Origin of the sequence: Nostoc sp. DedSLP03 (assembly GCF_034530815.1) — a bacterium.
Classification (GTDB): domain Bacteria; phylum Cyanobacteriota; class Cyanobacteriia; order Cyanobacteriales; family Nostocaceae; genus Nostoc.
Window position 1 is genome coordinate 72,847 of the sequence record NZ_JAVRCK010000005.1, and the last position, 21,481, is coordinate 94,327.

The window sequence follows — 21,481 nt, forward strand, 5'->3', positions numbered from 1 at the left end:
CGACTTGAAATTTTGAGAATTTAGACTCAAAGAAAATCGGCGCTCATCCCATCCCTTTTCTACGAGACGCAGCGCGAACAAGGAGTGTCTGAGATTCATACCGGAATTTCAATTGTAAATTCTGTACCTTGACCCAGAACCGAGTTAAAATTTAATTTTCCACCGTGAGTTTCTTCAACGATTTGACGAGCGATCGCTAACCCCAAACCCGTCCCTTTACCAACAGCTTTCGTCGTAAATAAATGGTCAAATATTTTTTGTTTAACTGATTCGCTCATCCCTTTGCCATTATCAGTAATGGAAACTTTAATTAGATTATTTTCGACTGAGGTTGTAATTGTAATGCAGTTAGGATTGGCTTTAATTTCTTCAAAGCTGAGTCCATGATTAGATTCATCTAATGCATCAATAGCATTAGCAAAAATATTCATAAATACCTGATTTAATTGGCCGGGGAAACATTCTACTTGAGGTAAATTACCGTAGTTTGCAACAACTTGAATCGCCGGACGTTGTTCATTGGCCTTGAGACGATGTTTGAGAATGAGAATAGTGCTATCAATGCCTTCGTGGATATTGAAAGGTACTTTGTAGTCTCGATCGGCACGAGAGAAAGTTCTCAAACTGGTGCTGATGTTCTTTAGCCTGTCACACGCCATAGACATAGAATCAATCATCTTGGGCAAGTCTTCTAAGCTATAATCCAAGTCGATTTCTTCGGCATGGTCTTCGATTTCATCGCTTTTGTTGGGTAAACTTTCTTGATATAGTCTGAGATGTTCAACAATATCAGCGATAGTAGGTTTTGCTTGTTTTAGACTAGCAGCAATAAAACCAAGGGGATTATTCATTTCGTGAGCTACACCAGCAACTAAGTTGCCGAGTGCAGACATTTTCTCAGTTTGCACCATTTGTAATTGTGCTTGTTGCAGGTTTTGTAAAGCAGTTTCTAGCTCTTGGGCTTTTTGTTGAAGTTGGACTTCGGCAACTTTGCGATCGCGTAGCGCAGTTTGCTGTTCTGTAATATCATCTACTAAAGAAGCAACTCCGATTGACTCGCCATCTGCATTTACAAGTGGATTGTTATACCAAGTACAAATGATAATTTTACCATCTTTTGTCACATTTTCATTGATACTGTAATTGCCGCCCTGCTGGGATATAATTTCGACGCTGACTCGCTCCATTTCTGCTTGAATTATTTCAGGAATGATGAATTTGAATCCACAACCTAAAGCCTCTTGTTTGCTGTAGCCAAAGATTCGTTCTGCGGCTGGGTTCCAGTCAGTAACTTGATAATTGGTATCCCACTCGATAAATGCTAATGGAGTTTGCTGAACCAATAACTGGAGTCGTTGCTGGGATGCTTGAAAGACGGACTCGGCGGCGCTTAACTCCTCAAGCGATCGCTCTAGCTGTTGGGAATACTCTCGCGATCGCTCATAAAGTCGGGCATTTTCCAAAGAAATTGCAGCTTGAGCGCAGAGTAAATTCAGCAGTTCGACGCGATCGCTAGTGAACGCCCCCGTTGCTAAATTATTTTCTAGATATAAAATGCCCATCAATTTACCTTGATGCAAAATCGGGCTACATAAGATACTTTTCGGCTGCTGACGGATGATATAGGGGTCGTTGGCTAAAGTCGGATCGGCGATCGCATCAAGTATTACAGCAGTCTGTCTATCGTGCTTCACTTTGTAAATCAGCTTCAGGGGAATGTCTTGACTGTCCTCAACGGGAAGGCGTTGCAACACTACTGGCTGCATTCCTACGGTAATTGACCCTTTAATTAGTAGATGTTCGCCTTTGGTTTCGCCTAGCGAATCGTTTCGCAACAGCATAAACACGCATTTATCAGCCCCAGCATTTTCAATGACGATTTCAAGCAACGATGAAAGCAGTTTTTCAAATTCGATTTCGCCGGAAATCGTTTGAGAGGCTTTGAGAATAGCAGCTAAATCTAAAGCAACAGAAACACTACTACTGTGGGAAGTGCCGGAATTCGTGGGTGTAACACTTGCTAACGAGAAGATTGTTTCGTTAGTAGAGAAAGGAGAATGGGTTTGCTGGAGGATAGGGGCTAGCAGTTGCGGATAGCGTCTTTCTAGATCGGCAACTTTGGCTTTTGCCCCCCAACGTGCGTAAGAGTAATATGCTTCTTGCATATATGCTTGGGCGAGTTTTTCTTTCCCCCAATTGAGGTAAAATTTGCCAGCAAGTTCATTCGCTAGTGCTTCTTCTTGGATGTATGTGTTTTCTTTTGCAGAGGCGATCGCGCGATCGTAGTAATCCATTGCTTCATACGTCCGCCCCAATACCCGATACTGCTCTGCTTCAACCAAATAAAATTTGTGTAAATGGTTTGTGGGTGCATGGTTTGCCCATTGTTTGAGCTTCTTCTGGTTGTCAACAACTTGCTGGGGGAGGCATTCTTTACCTTGAGTGTTGGGCAACATCGCCAGATGAATCAATGAATCGTAAAAGTGAAACACCGGCACCATAAAACAGCCGGATACTCCACTTAAATATTGTTTGGCATCAGCCGCCACTTTGATAGCTTGTTCCCACTCATTAAACAAGTAACAAAGAATTAATTTATTGATATACAGTGTTCCCATTGCGTAAAGATCGTTTGCCTGCTGATGCAAGGGCAACATGATTTGTTCGTCATAGATTACACCTTGAACTTCCCAAGGACACTTGCTCTCGGCGAGTAAATTTAAGACGGATTGGTAAAAGACTCTCAGATAATTATGAGCAACTTCCTGTTTGAGTTGAGCCAATGCCTGATTGTAAACCTTCATCTCTGGTTCTAAGATTGACAAATCTTTTCCGAGAAAATAGGAAAGCGAACAGTAATTGTAGGCACAGTAGGCAGCATATTCTAAAGTCCCCATCTCCAGACCGCTGTGGTATCCGTCGAGTAAAGGAGCGAGTGAATTTTGAATATGATGTTTCCAAGGCTTCACGAAGGGATAAACCATGTTAATCGTGCTGGCTTTAAATTCTTTGCTTTGGAAGCGTGATAATAGTCCCATTGCCAGTTCGCCAATGCGATCGCCTAAATCTATTTCTCCAATACCACACAAAATCACTCCATACCAAGCATAAGCCTGTGCTGATACCGCAGCATTACCGTATTCTACTGATAACCTAATCTGCTTACACACGATTAATGGCAGTAATTCTGGAACCGCTTGATAGACTGCTGCTGTCACCGCGGCTAAAATTCGGATTGTTGCCAGAGCTTGGAAGTCTGTCATTTCCGGCAGTTCCAAGAAATCTTCTAAATGTTTTCCTTTTAATACATCTTGAGTCTGTTGCAAACTTTCAGTAATATCTGCGTCAGTCGGCTGCTCTGGAAACAATACTCCAAATAATTCCAAAGTCGAAAGAGCGGTTTTAATCGCTTTGGGCTGTTGACTCTGGGCTACCTCGGCCAAAATTCTCACTTCATAGACCTTAACTTTGTCTAGTAATTGACGGGCATTTTGCACTACTTCGTCAACTATCTGCTCCATTTGCTTAAAGTCACCGCTCAGACAGGCTACTTCTGCGGCTAAATCATGCAGAGCTAACGTTAGTTCATAGCATTGCTGCCAACAACTTGTTGGGAGAAGTTGTATCCCTTTAGTGGCGTATTCAATTGCTGCGACGTAAGCGGTTGCAGATTTAGCTCTTTGGACAGCAACTAGATTTAGTTTTGCTAATTCCTCACGTTCAGTTTCTATAACAATTAAATCGGCTCCTTTATTTAATTGATTGACAATCTCAAAGATTTTTTCCTCTTTTTCCGTCTCGCTCATTACACTTAAAAGCAATTGCCCAATTTTTAAGTGCGTCAGTTGTTTTTGATCGTCAGGGATGAGTGAGTAAGCAGCTTGTTGGACGCGATCGTGTAAAAATCTATAATAAGCTGTCCTTTGTCCTATGTCCTTTGTCATTCGTTCGCTCTTTTCTAATGACCACTGACCACTCGCCCTGAGCGGAGCCGTTCGCGTAGCGTCTCGTAGAGAAGGGATGACCAATGACGAATCTTGATAAAATTTATAAACATCACCGTTAGGTAAAATCAACCCTTCTTGTAATGCTTTCCACAAAGCCGCAGCCGTTTCGATTTGAGATTGTTTAGAAACAATTGCCAAACTTGCTAAATCAAACTGATTCCCAATACAAGCAGCTAGCTGTAACATCTGTTGAGTTGATAGCGGTAGTTTTCGCAATTGAAAACCCATAAAGGCAACAACATCATCTGTAACGGCTTGAGTCATCACTTGGGTAATGTCACATTGCCAACAGCCTAACTCAATATCGAATTGAATAAGATTTTCTTGATGCAATGCTTTGATAAACTGGATTGCAAAAAACGGATTTCCTTGAGTTTTCTGATAGATTAATTGAGAAAGAGTCCATGCCGAAGTTTCTGCACATTTAAGTGTGTCACCAACTAACTGATTCACTTTGAGTTGACTCAGTGGTGCTAAAGTAATTGTATTAATCGTCGCTTTGCTTTTTTTGATTTCACTTAAAGCCAACATTAATGAATGTCCTGGGTTGACTTCGTTATCACGGTATGCACCAATTAACAAAAGATGACCTGTATCAGCCATTAATAGCTGCATTAACTTCAATGATGCCGAATCTGCCCATTGCAAGTCATCTAAAAACATCACTAATGGATGTTCAACACTAGTAAAAACTTGGGTAAATTGTTGAAATAATAAATTAAATCTATTTTGTGCCGCTGTTCCTGATAATTCTATGGCGGGTAGTTGTTCGCCAATAATTCTTGATAATTCGGGAATAACTTCAATAATTACCTGTCCATTCTCCCCAACAACATCTAAAATCTTGCTTTTCCATTCCTGAATTTTTGCATCACTTTCGGTTAATAATTGTCCCATTAAATCCCGGAATGCTTGTACAAATGCACTGAAGGGAATATTCCGTTGAAATTGGTCGTATTTGCCTTTGATAAAATAACCGCGTTGGCGAACAATCGGTTTATGAACTTCGTTGACAACTGCGGTTTTGCCAATTCCCGAAAAACCTGCTACCAGCATCATTTCTGTTCCACCAAGGCTGACTCTCTCAAAGGCTTGAAGTAAAGTTAATATTTCGGTTTCTCGTCCATAAAGTTTATCAGGAATAATGAAGCGATCGCACACATCCCTTGTTGCAATTTCAAACTTGTGAATTTCGCCATCAACTTGTAGCTGATGTAAGCAATTTTCTAAATCAAACTTCAGTCCTAAAGCACTTTGATATCGATCTTCGGCATTTTTTGCCATCAATTTCATCACAATATCGCAAATAACTTGGGGAATATCTTCTCTATTTTTTAAAATTTGTGGAAGTTTAGCAATATGACAATGCACCAATTCCATTGGATCGTTTGATGCAAAAGGTAAATTTCCCGTAAGTAACTCGTAAAATGTCACACCCAAAGAATAAAAATCAGTTCGGTAATCAATCCCCCGATTCATTCTTCCTGTTTGTTCTGGGGAAATATAAGCGAGTGTTCCTTCTAAGATATTGGGATTGACTAGCGTTTGGGTTTCCCGTGGTAATAAAGATGCAATACTAAAATCGATTAATTTAACTTGTTTAGTTTCGGGATTAATGACAATATTGCTAGGTTTTATGTCTTTGTGAATAATCCGTTCGTGGTAGAGTATATCTAAGGTATTGCATAGTGCGATTGCAATTTCTAAAAACTCCTGTAGAGATTTTCCCCTTCCCTTGATTCTCCATTCCTTGAGAGAAATCCCGCCAAAGTCTTCCATTACCAACGCATAGCCATTTTGATAGGGTTCTAGGCTATAAGTTTGGACGATTAGCGGTGAGTTGAGATTTTTAGCTATGGTGTACTGATTCCGAAAGGACAAGAGTTCGCCAAAACTCGGATGAGGATTTTTCAGCAGTTTAATAACTATAGGTAATGAGTCAGTCTCTCGATACCCTCGATAAACAATGGTTCTAGAACCATTGTAGAGTTCTTCACTAACCTTGTATCCAGGAATATTGACAAGAGTGCTAACCATACTGCTAAATCTTTAAGACTTCCGGATTTAGTATTCCCAGATGTCTGAAGTTGTTTACTAAACGAGCCAAAAATTACACTGGAAATTCAATCACAAATTCTGTACCTTCACCAATAACAGAGTTGCAACTCAATTTACCGCCGTGGGTTGATTCAATGATTTGTCGAGCGATCGCCAACCCCAAACCTGTACCTTTACCAACAGCTTTTGTAGTAAATAAATGGTCAAAAATCTTTTGTTTAACTGATTCGCTTATTCCTTTGCCATTATCAGCAATGGTAATTTTTACAACCCTATCTGCCAGTGAAGTATTAATTGTAATGCAATTAGGATTTGTTTGAATTTCCTGAAAACTGCGTCCAATATTCGACTCTTCTAAAGCATCAATAGCATTAGCGATAATATTCATAAATACCTGATTTAATTGACCAGGAAAACATTTAACTTGCGGTAAATTCCCGTAGTTAGTGATAACTTCAATGGCTGGACGTTCTTGGTTAGCTTTGAGGCGATGTTTGAGAATAAGAAGGGTGCTATCAATACCTTCGTGAATATTAAATAGCACTTTATAATCTCGATCGGCACGAGAAAAAGTACAGAGTGAAGTGCTGATTTTTTTCAGCCTGTTGCACGCCATTGTCATAGATTCAATTACCTTAGATACGTCTTCTAAGCTATATTCCAAATCAATTTGCTCGGCATGGTCAATAATTTCCTCACTGCTATTTGGGAAAGTTTTTTGATAGAGTTTCAGGTGTTCGGTAAGATCGGCAATGATGGGTTGAGTTTGTTGCAGACTAGCAGCAATAAAGCCCAAAGGATTATTCATTTCGTGAGCAACACCAGCAACTAAGTTACCCAAAGCAGACATTTTCTCACTTTGGATCGTTTGTAATTGGGCGTTTTGCAAATCGGTTAGCGCCTGTTGTAATAAGAGCGATTTTTCCTCTAAAGCAAATTCTGCTTTTCGGCGTTCGCTAATATCCAACAAGAATCCATCCCAAACTATAGTTCCATCGGCTTTTTGTTCTATTCGGGCTTCGGAGTGAATCCATTTAATCATCCCAGATAGTGTAATAATTCGCCCTGACCACTCAAAAGCAGTTAAGGTTTGCATTGAGTCAATAACAGACTGCTGGTAACTTGCGACATCATCTGGATGCATTCTTTCCAAGAGCAGCTGCACATTAGCGATCGCTTGTTCGGCTGTAATTTCGTATAGTTCATAACATTCTCTACTCATATAGGTGAGAGACATTGCACCATTAGCAGATATCTGGTACTGATAAACAACCCCAGGCACGTTGTCTACAAGTTTCTCAAAGCGAGAGTTACTCGCACTCAATTCGTCAAGCGATCGCTCTAACTGTTGGGCATATTCTAAGGAACGTTCGTAGAGTCGGGCATTTTCTAGGGAAATGGCAGCTTGAGCGCAGATTAAATTCAGCAGTTCGACGCGATCGCTGGTGAACGCTCCCATTGCTAAATTATTTTCTAGATATAAAATGCCCTTCAACTGACCTTGATGCAAAATTGGACTGCACAAGATACTCTTGGGTTGCTGACGAACTATATACGGATCGTTAGCTAAGGTGGGATCTGCTGTCGCATCTACCAGGACAACAGTCTGCCTGTTGTGCAAGACTTTGTAAATCAGCTTCAGGGGAATATCCTGGCTTTCTTCAATGGGAATGCGCTGCAATACAATTGGTTGTGACCCCTCAACAATTAACCCTTTAACCAACAAGCGATCGTCTCGCAACAACATCAACACGCATTTATCGGCCCCTGCATCTTCGATGACGATTCTAAGCAACGATGAAAGCAGTTTTTCAAGTTCGATTTGCTCTGAGAGAGTTTGGGAAGCTTTGAGAATAGCAGCTAAATCTAGGGAATCAGAACTGCTGCTAGAAGTGGCCGAACTGGTGTATGTAACGCTCCCCAAAGCGAAAATGGTTTCGTTAATGGAAAGGGGAGAACGGGTTTGCTGTAATATTGCAGCAAGTAGTTGAGGATAGCGTTTTTCTAAATCAGCGACCTTGGCTTTGGCTCCCCAACGAACATAGCCATAGTAGGCTGGAATCATATACTCCTGAGCAATCCGCTCCTTATCCCATTCCAGATAAAACTTTGCTGCTAGTTCGTTAGCGAGTGCTTCAATTTGGCTAAAGTGATTTTCTTTGGCTGCGGTAATGGCGCGATCGTAACAGGCGATCGCATCTGCGTAATTACCAGAAACTCTTGCCATTTCAGCCCCAAGCAACAGCGATTGATGCAAAAAGTTCTCTGGACAAGTCTCGGCCCAGGTTTCTAGCAGCTGGCGGTGCTGCTGCATCACATCCCAGTAATGCTGTTGATTCTCTGGGGTTGCTTGGGGATAAAGCGCGGCTAAATTCAGCGGGTAATAGAAGTGGAATAAAATGATCGGAAACAGACCAAGATTAGAAGCCAGGGTTTTTTCAGCAATTGCAGCAACTTCCAAGGCATCGGCATAGCGACCGTACAAGTACAATAGCTGGAGTTTCAAGAAGCAATACCAATTGATCCCAGCTTCAAAATTATTCTTTTGCCAAGCATCAAGACAGACAATCTGGCGATCGCCGCGATCGACCAGTAGATCGGGTTCTTCTAATAAACCTTGCAGGTGCAAAAGAAATTGTTGCTGGAGGTTAAATGTCAGCGTCATGTTTGCGTTATTTACTTGTTGCACATAGCTCAAGTATTTCTCGGTTTCGCCATACACCTCTGATAAGCAATCGCCCTTCAGCAGCATTGTCCAAATCAGACATATTACTGCCCAAATGCCAAACCCAATGTCACCTGTTTCATAACTAATCTGAACAGATTGTTGATAAACTGCGATGTTTTCCACCAGTGGTCTGTTGTAGGGATTGATTGTATGACCAAAAACGTTATTGGTTTTGGGAATGAACTTAGCGCTATTGAATTGGCGATCGAGCTTTCGCCCCAAGGTAGCGAACTCATAAGCACTTCGATAGTCTCCTTGAATTGTGAGCATCATCCCATACAAACAGTAAGCGCAGCCCGAACTTTCGGCATTGCCATAGGTGAATGAAGTCTGAACCATTAACAGGATGCTGAGAATTGTCAGCGCTTGATTGCCACCAACATAAGCAGCCCCCCAGAGATCGGGGAGGATTGACATACATACTTTCTTCGCTGGATCGGTCATCGCAGGCAGATCGAATAAATCTGCGGGTTGCACAGTTGCCAGTTTGGAATGGATTTCCTGGAGTGTAGTTGCAATTAGCGCTTGCTGACTTGCATCAGTTGCCGGAATGCTCATGCCCATAACACTCAAGCCACTCAGTGCAGCCTCATAAGCGGCGAGTAAATTCTCTCCCTGATTGGATCTCAGGGCTAATTGAAGCCCATAAATATCTGCTAGCTCGAATTTATTCTCAACGTACTGTAATGCCTGATGGAAGAGTCGTTCTGCTTCGCCAAAGCGTCCTGTGATGTATTCGCATTCTGCACATTCCCGATAAAGCTGAAACGTGAGGTCGTAGGCAGTTTGCCAACTATCTTCGGGAAGCATTTCCATGCCGATCGCACAGTATTTAATGGCTGCTTTATAAGCTGTGGAAACTTTTGCTTTTTTGCCAGCAATCAGATTCAACTGCGCTAACTGATAGCGATCGCCAATTTGTTCTATCAGAGCAATTCCATTGTTCAACTGATTAACAATATCAAAAACATTCAGTTCTACAGCTTCAGGTGCGGTATTTTGCAACAGCAATTGCCCAATTTTGAGATGAGTCGCTTGCTTTCGATGGTCAGGAATCAGAGAATAAGCAGCTTGTTGGACGCGATCGTGCAGGAACCGATAGGTCGGATTAACTGTCTCCCCTTGGGACTTTTGGGCATCCTGAAAAAACTTATAAATCTGACTTGTGGGTAAAATCAAGCCTTCCTGCAAAGCTTTCCACAATGCTGTGGCTGCATCGGTTGGCGATCGTTCTGAAACGATCGCCAATGTTTCCAGATCGAACTGTGCCCCCACACAAGCAGCCAACTTCAGTATTTCTTGAGTGGTTTGTGGCAACTTTTGTAATTGCTGCGCCATGAATTCAACCACATCATCAGTAAGCGAGAGCAATTTCACCGACACCATATCGCATTGCCAGTGTCCAATTTGCAGGTTATATGTAATGTAGTTTTCCTGATGCAAAGCTCTGAGAAATTGGGTAGCAAAGAAGGGATTGCCTTTGGTTTTTTGATAAACTAACTCTGCTAGGGGTTGTGCTAGAACTGTGGAACAACTGAGGGTGTCGGCAACCAAACAATCGATCTGAGATTGACTTAACGGGGTGAGGGTAAGGGTACTGATAGTTGCCTCAGCTTTCTTCATCTCCTCCAGTATCAGCATTAGCGGATGGCTGGGAAAGACTTCGTTATCTCGGTATGCCCCGATTGTTAGCAGGGAATCCACCTCGCTTTGACTCATCAACACTTGCATTAAGCTTAATGAGGCTGAATCTGCCCACTGCAAGTCATCGAAGAATATCACTAATGGATGTTCTAGTGTAGCGAACGCGGCAATGAATTTTACAAATACCAAGTTGAAACGGTTCTGGGCGGCACTACCATTGAGTTCTGGGGCTGATGGTTGTTTGCCGATAATCTGCTCTAGTTCGGGAATGACTTCAATTAGGACTTGCCCATTTTCACCTAAAGCACAGAGGATTTTGTCTTTCCACTGCGCCAGTTGCCGATCGGTTTCGCTTAACAATTGTTCCATTAAATCTCGGAATGCCTGTACAAAAGCACTCAACGGGATATTGCGGTTAAACTGGTCAAATTTGCCTTTGATAAAGTAGCCGCGTTGTCTGACAATTGGCTTATGCACTTCGTTGACGATAGCAGTTTTGCCAATCCCCGAAAACCCAGCAACCAGCATCATTTCTGTTGCGCCAAGGCTGACTCGCTCAAATGCTTGCAGGAGAGTTTGAACCTCCATGTCTCTGCCATAAAGTTTATCGGGGATGATGAAGCGATCGCACACATCCCGACTCGCTATTTCAAAGCTCTCAATCTTACCCGAAAATTGTAACTGAGTTAAACAATTTTCTAAATCAAACTTTAATCCCAACGCACTCTGATATCGATTTTCGGCGTTTTTCGCCATTAATTTATTGACAATCTCCGAGAGTACAAATGGGATTTGTCGGTTAATGTCATATACTAGCAGTGGAAGTTTTGCAATATGACAATGCACTAACTCCATCGGATCGTTTGATGCAAAAGGTAATTCTCCCGTGAGTAATTCGTAGAAAGTTACGCCGAGTGAATATAAGTCTGTGCGATAGTCAATCCCCCGATTCATTCTGCCTGTTTGTTCGGGGGAAATATAAGCAAGTGTCCCTTCTAATACATTAGGATTGATTACTGTCTGCGTTTCTTGTGGTAGCAAAGATGCAATACTAAAGTCAATTAATTTAACTTGTTTGGTTGCGGGATTAATTAATATATTGCTGGGTTTAATGTCTTTGTGGATGATGCGCTCGTGGTAGAGTAAATCTAAGGTATTGCAGAGGGCGATCGCAATAACTAAAAATTCTTGTAGAGATTGTCGGCTTTGGCTGAGTTGCCATTCTTTGAGAGAAATTCCCCCAAAATCTTCCATTACCAGCGCATAGCCATTTTGATAGGCTTGGAGGCTGTAGCTTTGGACGATTAGCGGTGAGTTGAGATTTTTCGCAATAGCGTACTGATTGCGAAACGACAAAAGTTCGCCAAAACTGGGATAGGGATTTTTCAGCAGTTTGATCGTTACTGGTAAGGAATCAGCTTCCCGATACCCTCGATAAACTAGGGTTCTCGAACCATTGTAGAGTTCTTCTGTTATGTGATATCCGGGAATCATAACAAGAGTGCTGACCATACTGCTGAAGGAGTGACGATTTACAGATATAGTGTTCCCAGATAGATTAAGTGTTTGATAAACAACAGCAAAGATTTACATTGCAATTTCAATGAGAAATTCTGTACCATGACCCAGAACAGAATTGCAACTCAATTTGCCACCGTGAGTTGATTCAACGATTTGCTTTGCGATCGCCAACCCTAACCCCGTTCCTTTACCTACACATTTCGTAGTAAATAAATGGTCAAAAATCTTTTGTTTTACCGATTCACTCATTCCCTGACCATTATCTGCAATAGCAATTTTTACAAAATTATTTTCCCCTGAAGTGCTAATAGTAATTCGGTTGGGATTGGCTTGAATATCTTCAAAATCTCGCCCAATATTCGACTCATCTAAAGCATCAATAGCATTTGCTAGAAGATTCATAAATACCTGATTTAATTGTCCGGGAAAACATTCAAGTGGCGGTAAATTGCTGTAGTTAGTGATAACTTCAATTGCCGGACGTTCAGGGTTAGCTTTGAGACGATGTTTCAAAATTAAAATCGTGCTATCAATACCTTCGTGGATATTAAAAGGCACTTTGTAATCGCGATCGGCACGAGAAAAAGTTCTCAAACTGGTGCTGATGTTTTTCAGCCTGTCGCACGCCATCGTCATCGAATCAAGCATTTTGGGCAAGTCTTCTAAGCTATATTCCAAGTCAATTTCTGACTCGTGGTCGAGGATTTCTTCACTCTTATCGGATAAAGTTTCTTGATAAAGTTTCAAGTGTTCGACAATATCGGCGATTGTGGGTTTAGCTTGTTTAATACTGGCAGAAATAAAACCCAAAGGATTATTCATTTCGTGGGCTACCCCAGCAACTAAGTTACCCAAAGCAGACATCTTTTCACTTTGGATCGTTTGTAATTGGGCGTTTTGCAAATCAGTTAGTGCTTGTTCTAAGTCGAGTGATTTTTGCTCTAAAGCAAGTTCAGCAATTTTGCGTTTGTGAAGTGCTGCTTGCTGTTCGCTAATATCCAAAAACAAGCCATCCCAAACCATAGACCCATCAGCAAATTTTTGGACTCTTGATTCACCATGAATCCACTTGATAATTCCAGAGGGTGTAACAATTCGTCCAGACCAATGCCAAGGAGATGAGGCTTGAATCGAATCAATCTGGGACTGCTGATAACTCACGACATCATCTGCATACACCAGATTGTTGAAAAACTGCCAATTAGATATGGCTTGCTCTGGGGTAATTTCCAGCAAGCTGTAACAGTCGGCACTAATGTAACTCAACGATATAACCCCATTGGCACTCATGCTGTATTGATAAACTACTCCAGGTACATTGTTTACTAAGTTATGAAAGCGAGACTGTGCAGCACTCAATTCGGCAAACGATCGCTCTAATTGTTGGGCATATTCTAAGGAACGTTCGTAAAGTCGAGCATTTTCCAAGGAAATTGCAGCTTGAGCGCAGATAAAATTTAGGAGTTCGATGCGATCGCTTGTAAATACTCCCGTTGCTAAGTTATTTTCTAAATATAAAATGCCTCTCAACTTGCCTTGATGCAAAATCGGGCTACACAAAATACTCTTGGGCTGCTGGCGGATGAGATAGGGGTCGTTGGCTAAGGTGGAATCTGCTGTTGCATCCACCAGGACGATAGTCTGACTGTTGTGCAAGACTTTGTAAATGAGCTTTTGGGGAATATCCTGACTCTCTTCCACAGGAATTTTCTGCAACACCACTGGTTCTGTTCCCAAAGTCATTGACCCTTTAATCAACAGGCGACTGTCTCGCAACAGCATTAACACGCATTTATCAGCCCCGGCATTTTCGATGACGATTCTCAGTAACGATGCAAGCAGTTTCTCCAGTTCGATTTCACTGGAGATAGTGTGAGAAGCTTTGAGAATGGCAGCTAAATCTAGGATATCTGAGATACTACTGCTAGAACTCGTAGAAGTGGAGGTGACAGTTCCCAAAGCGAAGATGGTTTCGTTAATTGAAAAGGCCGAACGAGCTTGCTGTAATATGGGGGCAAGTAGTTGTGGATAGCGTTTTTCTAAATCGGCAACTTTGGCTTTTGCACCCCATTTGGCGTAACAATAGTAAGCTTCTTGCATATAGCCGGCGGCAACTTTGACTTTACCCCAACCCAGGTAAAATTTAGCTGCCAGTTCGTTAGCTAAGGCTTCTTCTTGGATGTAGCCATTGGCTTTAGCAAAAGAAATAGCGCGATCGTAATAATCCCCTGCTGCGTAATTGTTGCCTAATACCCGATATTTTTCTGCCTCTACTAAATCCACTTTATGCTGATAATTCATGGGTGCATGATGCGCCCATTGCTGTAACCGGGTTTGGTTTTCTGTTACACTCTGCAATGCTGCTGATGTTTCTTCTAACTGTGGATTCAATTGTGCCAAAGTCAGCAGCGAATCATAAAGATAAAATACTGGTTCGCTGACTAATCCCGCACCAGCCATAAAATAGCGCCTGACTTCAATAGCATGATTTTTCGCTGGCTCAATTTCTCCAAACAAGAAACAAAGCATTAATTTATACAAATGGAAAATATATAATCCATATCCATCATTGGTAGATTGTAGCTGCTGGAGAAATTCTGTTTCTTCAAGGGCTTTTCCAGACAAAAGGGTTGTATGTTCTGCAAAACCCAGCAGATTTAAAATCGGTTGCCAATAAATCCGACAATAATTTGCGGTTGTCAATTGATTTATTTGCATCAAACTATGGCAGTAAGCGCAAATATCCTGCTCTAAGATAGCCAGAGGTTGGCTGCACCAAAAAGAATTGAGACAAAAACTGTGACCATTGTAACCAGCAAGTACCAGGTTGCCAAATTCTAGGGCAGAGGTGTAACCTTCTTGCAACATGGGTAGTGTTTCTTGAATGTGAGAGTTGCGGTGTACAACAAACAACCCCAAGAGCATCAAAACCTCTGTTTTACTGGCTTTGGCATCGAGTTTTGAGATAATCTGGAGTGCCAGAGAACCAAACTGCGTTCCTGTATCTACGATTTGGAAGAAATTGCAGAGAATATTGCCATGATTCGCATAGCCGTAAGTAGAAGTCGAAGTGTTACCGTACTGAATCGAGAGTTTAACGGACAAAGTATTCAGCAATGGGAACAACGCTGAACCAGTGAGGTAAGCTGCTGGGCTGATGATACTGGCAATCTTGAGAATAGCGAGTTTTTCTGGATCTCGCATCTGTGGCAAGTTAACCAAATCGGCAATTTGCCTATCTCCAATTAGTTCCTCAATCTCTTGGATTTCCTGTTGCAAATCTGATGCTGTGGGTGTATCAGGAAAAGTAGCACCAAGCTGTTGTAAGACTGGTTGGGCGATCGCGATCGCTGAGGTCAATTTACTTTGGAAAATATGAGATTGAATTCTAATGCCGTAAACATTCACCTTTTCTAATAAAGAATGTGCCTGTTCAATGACAGTATCAATGAACTGTTCCATCGCTTCAAAGTTACCATTTAGCAGTGCTACTTCAGCCGCTAATTCATGCAAGGCGAGGGTCATTTCATACTGCTGCTGCCAAGTATTTTCTGCCAACAAAGACAATCCCACTGTGACATATTCACTCGCTGCTTGATAGGCGGTGGAATTTTTGGCTTTGCGAGATGCAATCAAATTAAGTTGTGCTAGTTCATTTCGTTGAGTTTGTTCGCTAATTAAAGCCGTGCCGTAATTTAATTGATTGACGATTTCAAAAATCCGGTCTTCTCTTGCTTGTGCAGAAATCTGTTGCAGCAGCAGTTGTCCGATTTGGTAATGAGTCGTCTGTTTTTGGTCATCATGAATCAGGGAATAAGCTGCTTGCTGTACTCGGTCATGTAAGAATTTGTATCTAACAATCAGTTGATTTTCTGATGTACCAGCAAGGGTTTCTTGCCCGACGTAAAACTTATAAACATCACCAATTGGTAAAACCAACCCTTCTTGCAAAGCTTTCCACAAAGCCGCAGCCGTGTCAATTTCCGATTGTTGCGAAACAATCGCCAAAGTTGCTAAATCAAATTGAGCGCCAATACAGGCAGCTAGTTTGAGTACATTTTGAGTTTCATCGGGCAACTTTTGCAATTGCATTGCCATGAACTGCACAACATCATCGGTGAGTGCCAGTGTCTTCACTACTGCAATATCGCACTGCCAATGTCCGCCATTGAAGTCAAAACTAATGTATCCTTCCTCGTGCAAAGCTTTGAGAAATTGGGTGGCAAAGAAGGGGTTGCCTTTGGTTTTTTGATAGACTAACTCTGTCAGTGGCAGGGCTGTTATTGGCGAACAACTCAGTGTATCGGTTATCAAATCATTAAGATGGGTCTGACTCAAAGGATTGAGAGTCAGGGTATTGACGATCGCTGAGGCTTTTTCAATCTCCTCTAGCATCAGCATCAGGGGATGTGCTTTTGAAACTTCGTTATCTCGATAAGCTCCGATGATGAACAGATAGCCGACCTCGCTTTGACTCATCAACACCTGTATTAAGTTGAGTGAGGCTGAATCTGCCCACTGCAAGTCATCTACGAACATTACTAACGGATGTTCGGCTGTAGCGAACACGGTGATGAATTTCACAAATAACAAGTTGAAGCGGTTCTGGGCTGCACTACCAGAGAGTTCAGCAGCAGGTGATTGTTTGCCGATAATCTGTTCGAGTTCGGGAATGACATCTATTAAAACTTGTCCATTTTCACCTAAAGCAGATAAGATTTTCTCTTTCCACTGCATTAGCTGAATATCAGTTTCACTCAATAGTTGTGACATCAAGTCGCGGAAAGCTTGTACAAAAGCACTCAAAGGAATGTTGCGCTTGAATTGATCGAATTTGCCTTTGATGAAGTAGCCGCGTTGCCTGACAATCGGTTTATGCACTTCGTTGACAACTGCGGTTTTGCCAATTCCAGAAAACCCTGCAACGAGCATCATTTCTACCCCCCTATGTCCCGATTCAGGGGGGTTAGCAACTCTATCAAAGGCTTGCAGTAAAGTTGCTGCTTCGCTTTCTCGTCCGTAGAGTTTATCGGGGATAATGAAGCGATCGCACACATCCCGACTCGCTATTTCAAAACTTTTAATCTTACCCGAAACTTGTAACTGATGTAGACAATTTTCTAAATCAAACTTCAGTCCTAATGCACTCTGATATCTATCTTCGACGTTTTTAGCCATCAACTTCATGACGATATCATCTAGTATTTGGGGAATTTCTCTTTCTGATTTACTCGTCAATTTTTCGGGAAGTTTTGCAATATGAGAATGTACCAACTCCATTGGATCGTTTGATTGAAAGGGTAACGATCCTGTAAGTAATTCGTAGAAAGTTACGCCGAGTGAGTAGAAGTCTGTGCGATAGTCAATCCCCCGATTCATTCTGCCTGTTTGTTCGGGGGAAATGTAAGCAAGTGTTCCTTCTAACACGTTGGGATTGACGAGGGTTTGGGTTTCTCTTGGTAATAAAGATGCAATACTAAAGTCAATTAATTTAATTTGTTTGGTTTGGGGATTAATTAATATATTGCTGGGTTTAATATCTTTGTGGATGATGCGCTCGCGGTAGAGTAAATTTAAGGTGTCGCAGAGGGCGATCGCAAGAACTACAAATTCTTGTAGAGATTGTCGGCTTTGGCTGAGTTGCCATTCTTTGAGAGAAATTCCCCCAAAATCTTCCATTACCAGCGCATAGCCATTTTGATAGGCTTGGAGGCTGTAGCTTTGGACGATTAGCGGTGAGTTGAGATTTTTAGCAATGGTGTACTGATTGCGAAACGACAAAAGTTCGCTGAAACTGGGATATGGATTTTTCAGTAGTTTAATCGTTACTGGTAATGAGTCACTCTCTCGATACCCTCGATAAACCAGCGTTCTCGAACCATTGTAGAGTTCTTCACTAACCTTGTATCCAGGAATATTTACAAAAGTGCTAACCATGCTGCTAAATCTTTAAGACTCCAAATTTAGTATTCCCAGATGTCTGAAGTTGTTTACTAAACGAGCCAAAAATTATACTTAAATTTCAACGATAAATTCTGTCCCCTTACCCAGAACTGAGTTAAAATGCAATTTTCCGTTGTGAGTCTCTTCGACGATTTGTCGAGCGATCGCAAGTCCCAATCCTGTACCTTTACCAACCGCTTTTGTAGTAAATCAATGGTCAAATATTTTCGATTTTATTTGTTTATTCATTCCCTTGTCATTGAAAGCGAAAATTTTGCCAATTAGACATTTGGATGATTCTTTCTTACTGTTATGAATCCAAAACTCCTATCACAGTTTTAACTGGTAAGGCAAGGACAAACCCTGTGATTTTTGCTAATACACAAGTGCAGTTCAGCTTGCCACACTGAGTTTCCTTGATAATTTGGCAATCGCTAGCTTTGTTAATTTTTATAACTCAAGCTTGATTAAAAACCGTGCCTAATACTAGCTAACAGAAGTGATTTATTAACAGTTGCACAGGTAAATACACTTAAGTTAATCTTTAAACTATCTATGGCAATACTTGTCGGGTTTTGGGGAAAAGGAGAAAGGGGAAAGAAAAAACCTTTAACCTTTACCCTTTAACCTTTTCCCCAAACCCAATGCCGAGTTAAAAATGGTTAACCGAGCAGTATTGCTACCTATGGGCACTCCAATTAAAGGCAGATTTAGAATCAATCGACAACAATACAAAAGATGATTAACTATTAACTTAATGATTAACAGACGCCAATTTTTAAAAGGGGTGACAGCACTTTCTAGCTTATCTTTAGGTGGTTGTGGCTGGAGGCTGGCTGAAGTACGTGCTAATTCTAATACCAATAGTCAGCGCGACCAACTTTATATCTTTACCTGGACGCAATATACTGACAATCAATTATTGAAAACTTTTAGCGCTCAAACTGGCATAAAAGTGCTGGCAGATGTCTATGATTCCAATGATGTCATGCTGGCTAAATTGCAAGCTGGAGGCGGTGGCACTTACAGCATCATCAATCCATCTGATTATATGGTGCAGAAGATGGCAGACAAAGGTTTGCTAACAGAAATAAATCACGATCGCTTAATCGGTCTAGAAAATTTATTTCCCCGGTTTCAAAATCCTAGTTACGATCCCAATAACCGCTACAGTATCCCTTTTAACTGGGGGACAACAGGTTTACTTTACAATTCCGACAAAATAAAAGATGTACCCCAAGACTGGGATTACCTTTGGCAAAATCAAGAGCAACTTAATCAGCGAATGACTTTGCTCAATGATGTTCGAGAAGTGATGGGTGCAACTTTACGAATGCTCGGTTATTCTTACAACTCAAAAAATGAACAAGAAATCAAACAAGCTTATGAAAAATTGAAAGCTCTAAAACCTGCGATCGCGCGTTTTGACACCGACGCTTGGCAAAATCAAATTCTAGCAGGAGATTTATTATTGGCAATGTGTTATTCAGCAGATGCAGTGAAAATCTCTCAAGAAAACCCTAAACTCAAATATGTGATTCCTCGTAGTGGTTCTTCATTATGGACAGACACTATTGTAATTCCCAACACAGCCCCCAACCAAGCTGGAGCCTATGCTTGGATTAACATGATTTTGCAACCAGAAATCGCAGCCCAAATCACTCAACGCCTGAATATTTCTACGCCGAATAGCGCTGGATTTGAGCAATTACCAAAAACAATTCAAAACAACACTAATTTGTTTCCGCCAGAGTCACTGTTAAAAAATTGCGAACGTGTTACACCTGTAGGAGAATTTGAAGAGGTTTACGATCGTTATTGGACTCAATTAACTAGCAGTTAAAAGAGTTAGGAGTTAAGAGTATAGACGCGATTAATCGCGTCTATACAGGAGTTAGGAGTGATTAATTTGGAAAAAAATGAAATTTCTAAAATAGAAAAGTTGCAGTATCCCGTTAGAAATTGGTTGCAACCTTTGGTATTGCTTGCACCATCTGGGATTTGGTTATTACTTTTGTTGGTGCTGCCAGCTTTGATCATTTTCGAGTTAAGTTTAGTTGCAGATATCCGACCGGGAGATTTGGTCAATCCCAACGGATTCAAAAACTACATCCGAATATTTGACTCTCTTTACGTGCAAGTAATTTGGCGATCGCTATTTTTTGCGTTTGGCACTACCATTATTTGTTTAATTTTGGGGTTTCCCGTCGCCTATTGGATTGCTCAGATAGCGCCGCAACGTTGGCGAAATTTACTGCTATTAGGCTTTGTTCTACCTTTGTGGACTTCTTCGTTACTCCGTTCTTATGCTTGGATTACAATTCTTCGTCCTACTGGTTTATTAAACAGTTTACTTAGCAATTTAGGCTTGCCTACTTGGGAATTACTTAACAATAGTCAAGCTGTATTGATTGGCATGAGTTACAGCTTATTACCTTATATGGTTTTGATTTTATATGCTTCTCTCGAAAAGCTAGACAAGCGCTTGCTAGAAGCTGCGGCTGATTTAGGTGCAAATCCGGTGGAAACTTTTTTCCAAGTAACTGTACCGCAAATTTTTCCGGGAATTGCGGCTGCTTCCATGCTTGTATTCATCACAGGCCTAGGGGATTTTGTCGATCCAGAATTACTCGGTGGTGCTTCTAGTATGACGGCAGCGCGGTTAGTTTATAATCAGTTTCTTGGAGCAACGCAAAATTGGGGATTTGGTTCAGCTTTAAGTATGACGTTAATTTTGCTTGTTAGTATTGCGATCGCACTTTTAATTAAGTTTGGCGAAGCTACACCCAAACGCTAAACTTTTCGTCACTCACTTATAATAAAGGCATCAAACGCCAGCGAGACAACGGTTATGCTCTCACCCGATCTCAAAAATGCGTTACCAACTACCGATGAACTTCCCTGTTCAGACGATACCCCAGTGGACAACGAAGACCAAAACTTTTTGCCCAATATTTTACTCTTCTTACTTAACTCCATTTGGGCAAATCGCATGGATTGGTACTTCGGAGTAGATATGGGATTATATCACACCACAGGAGTAAATCCCAGAGTACCTGTAGTCCCGGATGCTTTTTTAAGTCTGGGAGTAGAACGGAAAAAGGGTGGTAAATCACGCAAAAGTTACGCAGTTTGGGAAGAAAATGGGGTAGTTCCAATATTCACATTAGAAATGGTATCCCATACTCCAGGAGGTGAATACGACGAAAAGCTAGACATATATAAAAAACTCGGCGTATTGTACTACGTAATTTATAACCCTGAGTTTTGGCGACGCGACCAACATCAACCCTTTGAAGTGTATAAGTTGCTTGATGGAAACTACCAATTACAAATAGGTGAACCTTATTTGATGCCAGAGGTGGGTTTAGGTATTGGGCGACACCAAGCTGTAATTGGCGGCATACAACAGGAGTTTTTATGTTGGTATGACGAGCAAGGAAAGCGCTATTTGATAGATGCAGAACAGGCACAACAAGAACGGCAAAGGGCTGAACAATTAGCCGAGTATTTACGTTCTCTAGGTGTAGATCCAAATAATTTACCTGATAATTCGTAATTCGTAATACTCGCCAAAGGC

The 21,481-nt window shown here is 41.4% G+C and carries 6 protein-coding genes and 1 pseudogene; 3 read left to right on the forward strand and 4 right to left on the reverse strand.

Going from position 1 to position 21,481, the window contains the following annotated elements; translation table 11 throughout:
* Positions 1-95 precede the first annotated feature (95 nt).
* From RM368_RS03960 to RM368_RS38690, 4 genes and pseudogenes are all read right to left on the reverse strand, one after another.
* The gene (locus tag RM368_RS03960) at positions 96-6,044 is read right to left on the reverse strand and encodes an AAA family ATPase (protein ID WP_322692841.1); all 5,949 of its coding nucleotides are present in this window, start codon (positions 6,042-6,044) and stop codon (positions 96-98) included.
* A 73-nt stretch (positions 6,045-6,117) separates the two neighbouring features.
* Positions 6,118-11,949: an AAA family ATPase gene (locus tag RM368_RS03965; RefSeq protein WP_322692842.1), complete on the reverse strand. Its 5,832-nt coding sequence runs from the start codon at positions 11,947-11,949 to the stop codon at positions 6,118-6,120.
* Positions 11,950-12,024: 75 nt separating this feature from the next.
* A complete protein-coding gene (locus RM368_RS03970; protein ID WP_322692843.1) occupies positions 12,025-17,895 on the reverse strand; it encodes an AAA family ATPase in 5,871 nt (1,956 codons plus the stop codon).
* A gap of 78 nt (positions 17,896-17,973) precedes the next feature.
* A pseudogene (locus RM368_RS38690) lies at positions 17,974-18,162 on the reverse strand (ATP-binding protein); the annotation flags it as partial.
* A gap of 496 nt (positions 18,163-18,658) precedes the next feature.
* Between RM368_RS38690 and RM368_RS03980 the strand changes: the two are divergent.
* The 3 genes from RM368_RS03980 to RM368_RS03990 are packed head-to-tail and all read left to right on the forward strand — an operon-like array spanning position 18,659 to position 21,460.
* Positions 18,659-19,744, forward strand: a complete 1,086-nt coding sequence (locus RM368_RS03980) for a spermidine/putrescine ABC transporter substrate-binding protein (RefSeq protein WP_322692844.1) — start codon at positions 18,659-18,661, stop codon at positions 19,742-19,744.
* Between the two features lie 60 nt (positions 19,745-19,804).
* A complete protein-coding gene (locus RM368_RS03985; protein ID WP_322692893.1) occupies positions 19,805-20,698 on the forward strand; it encodes an ABC transporter permease in 894 nt (297 codons plus the stop codon).
* A 54-nt stretch (positions 20,699-20,752) separates the two neighbouring features.
* A complete protein-coding gene (locus RM368_RS03990; RefSeq protein ID WP_322692845.1) occupies positions 20,753-21,460 on the forward strand; it encodes a Uma2 family endonuclease in 708 nt (235 codons plus the stop codon).
* The last annotated feature ends 21 nt before the right edge of the window (positions 21,461-21,481 follow it).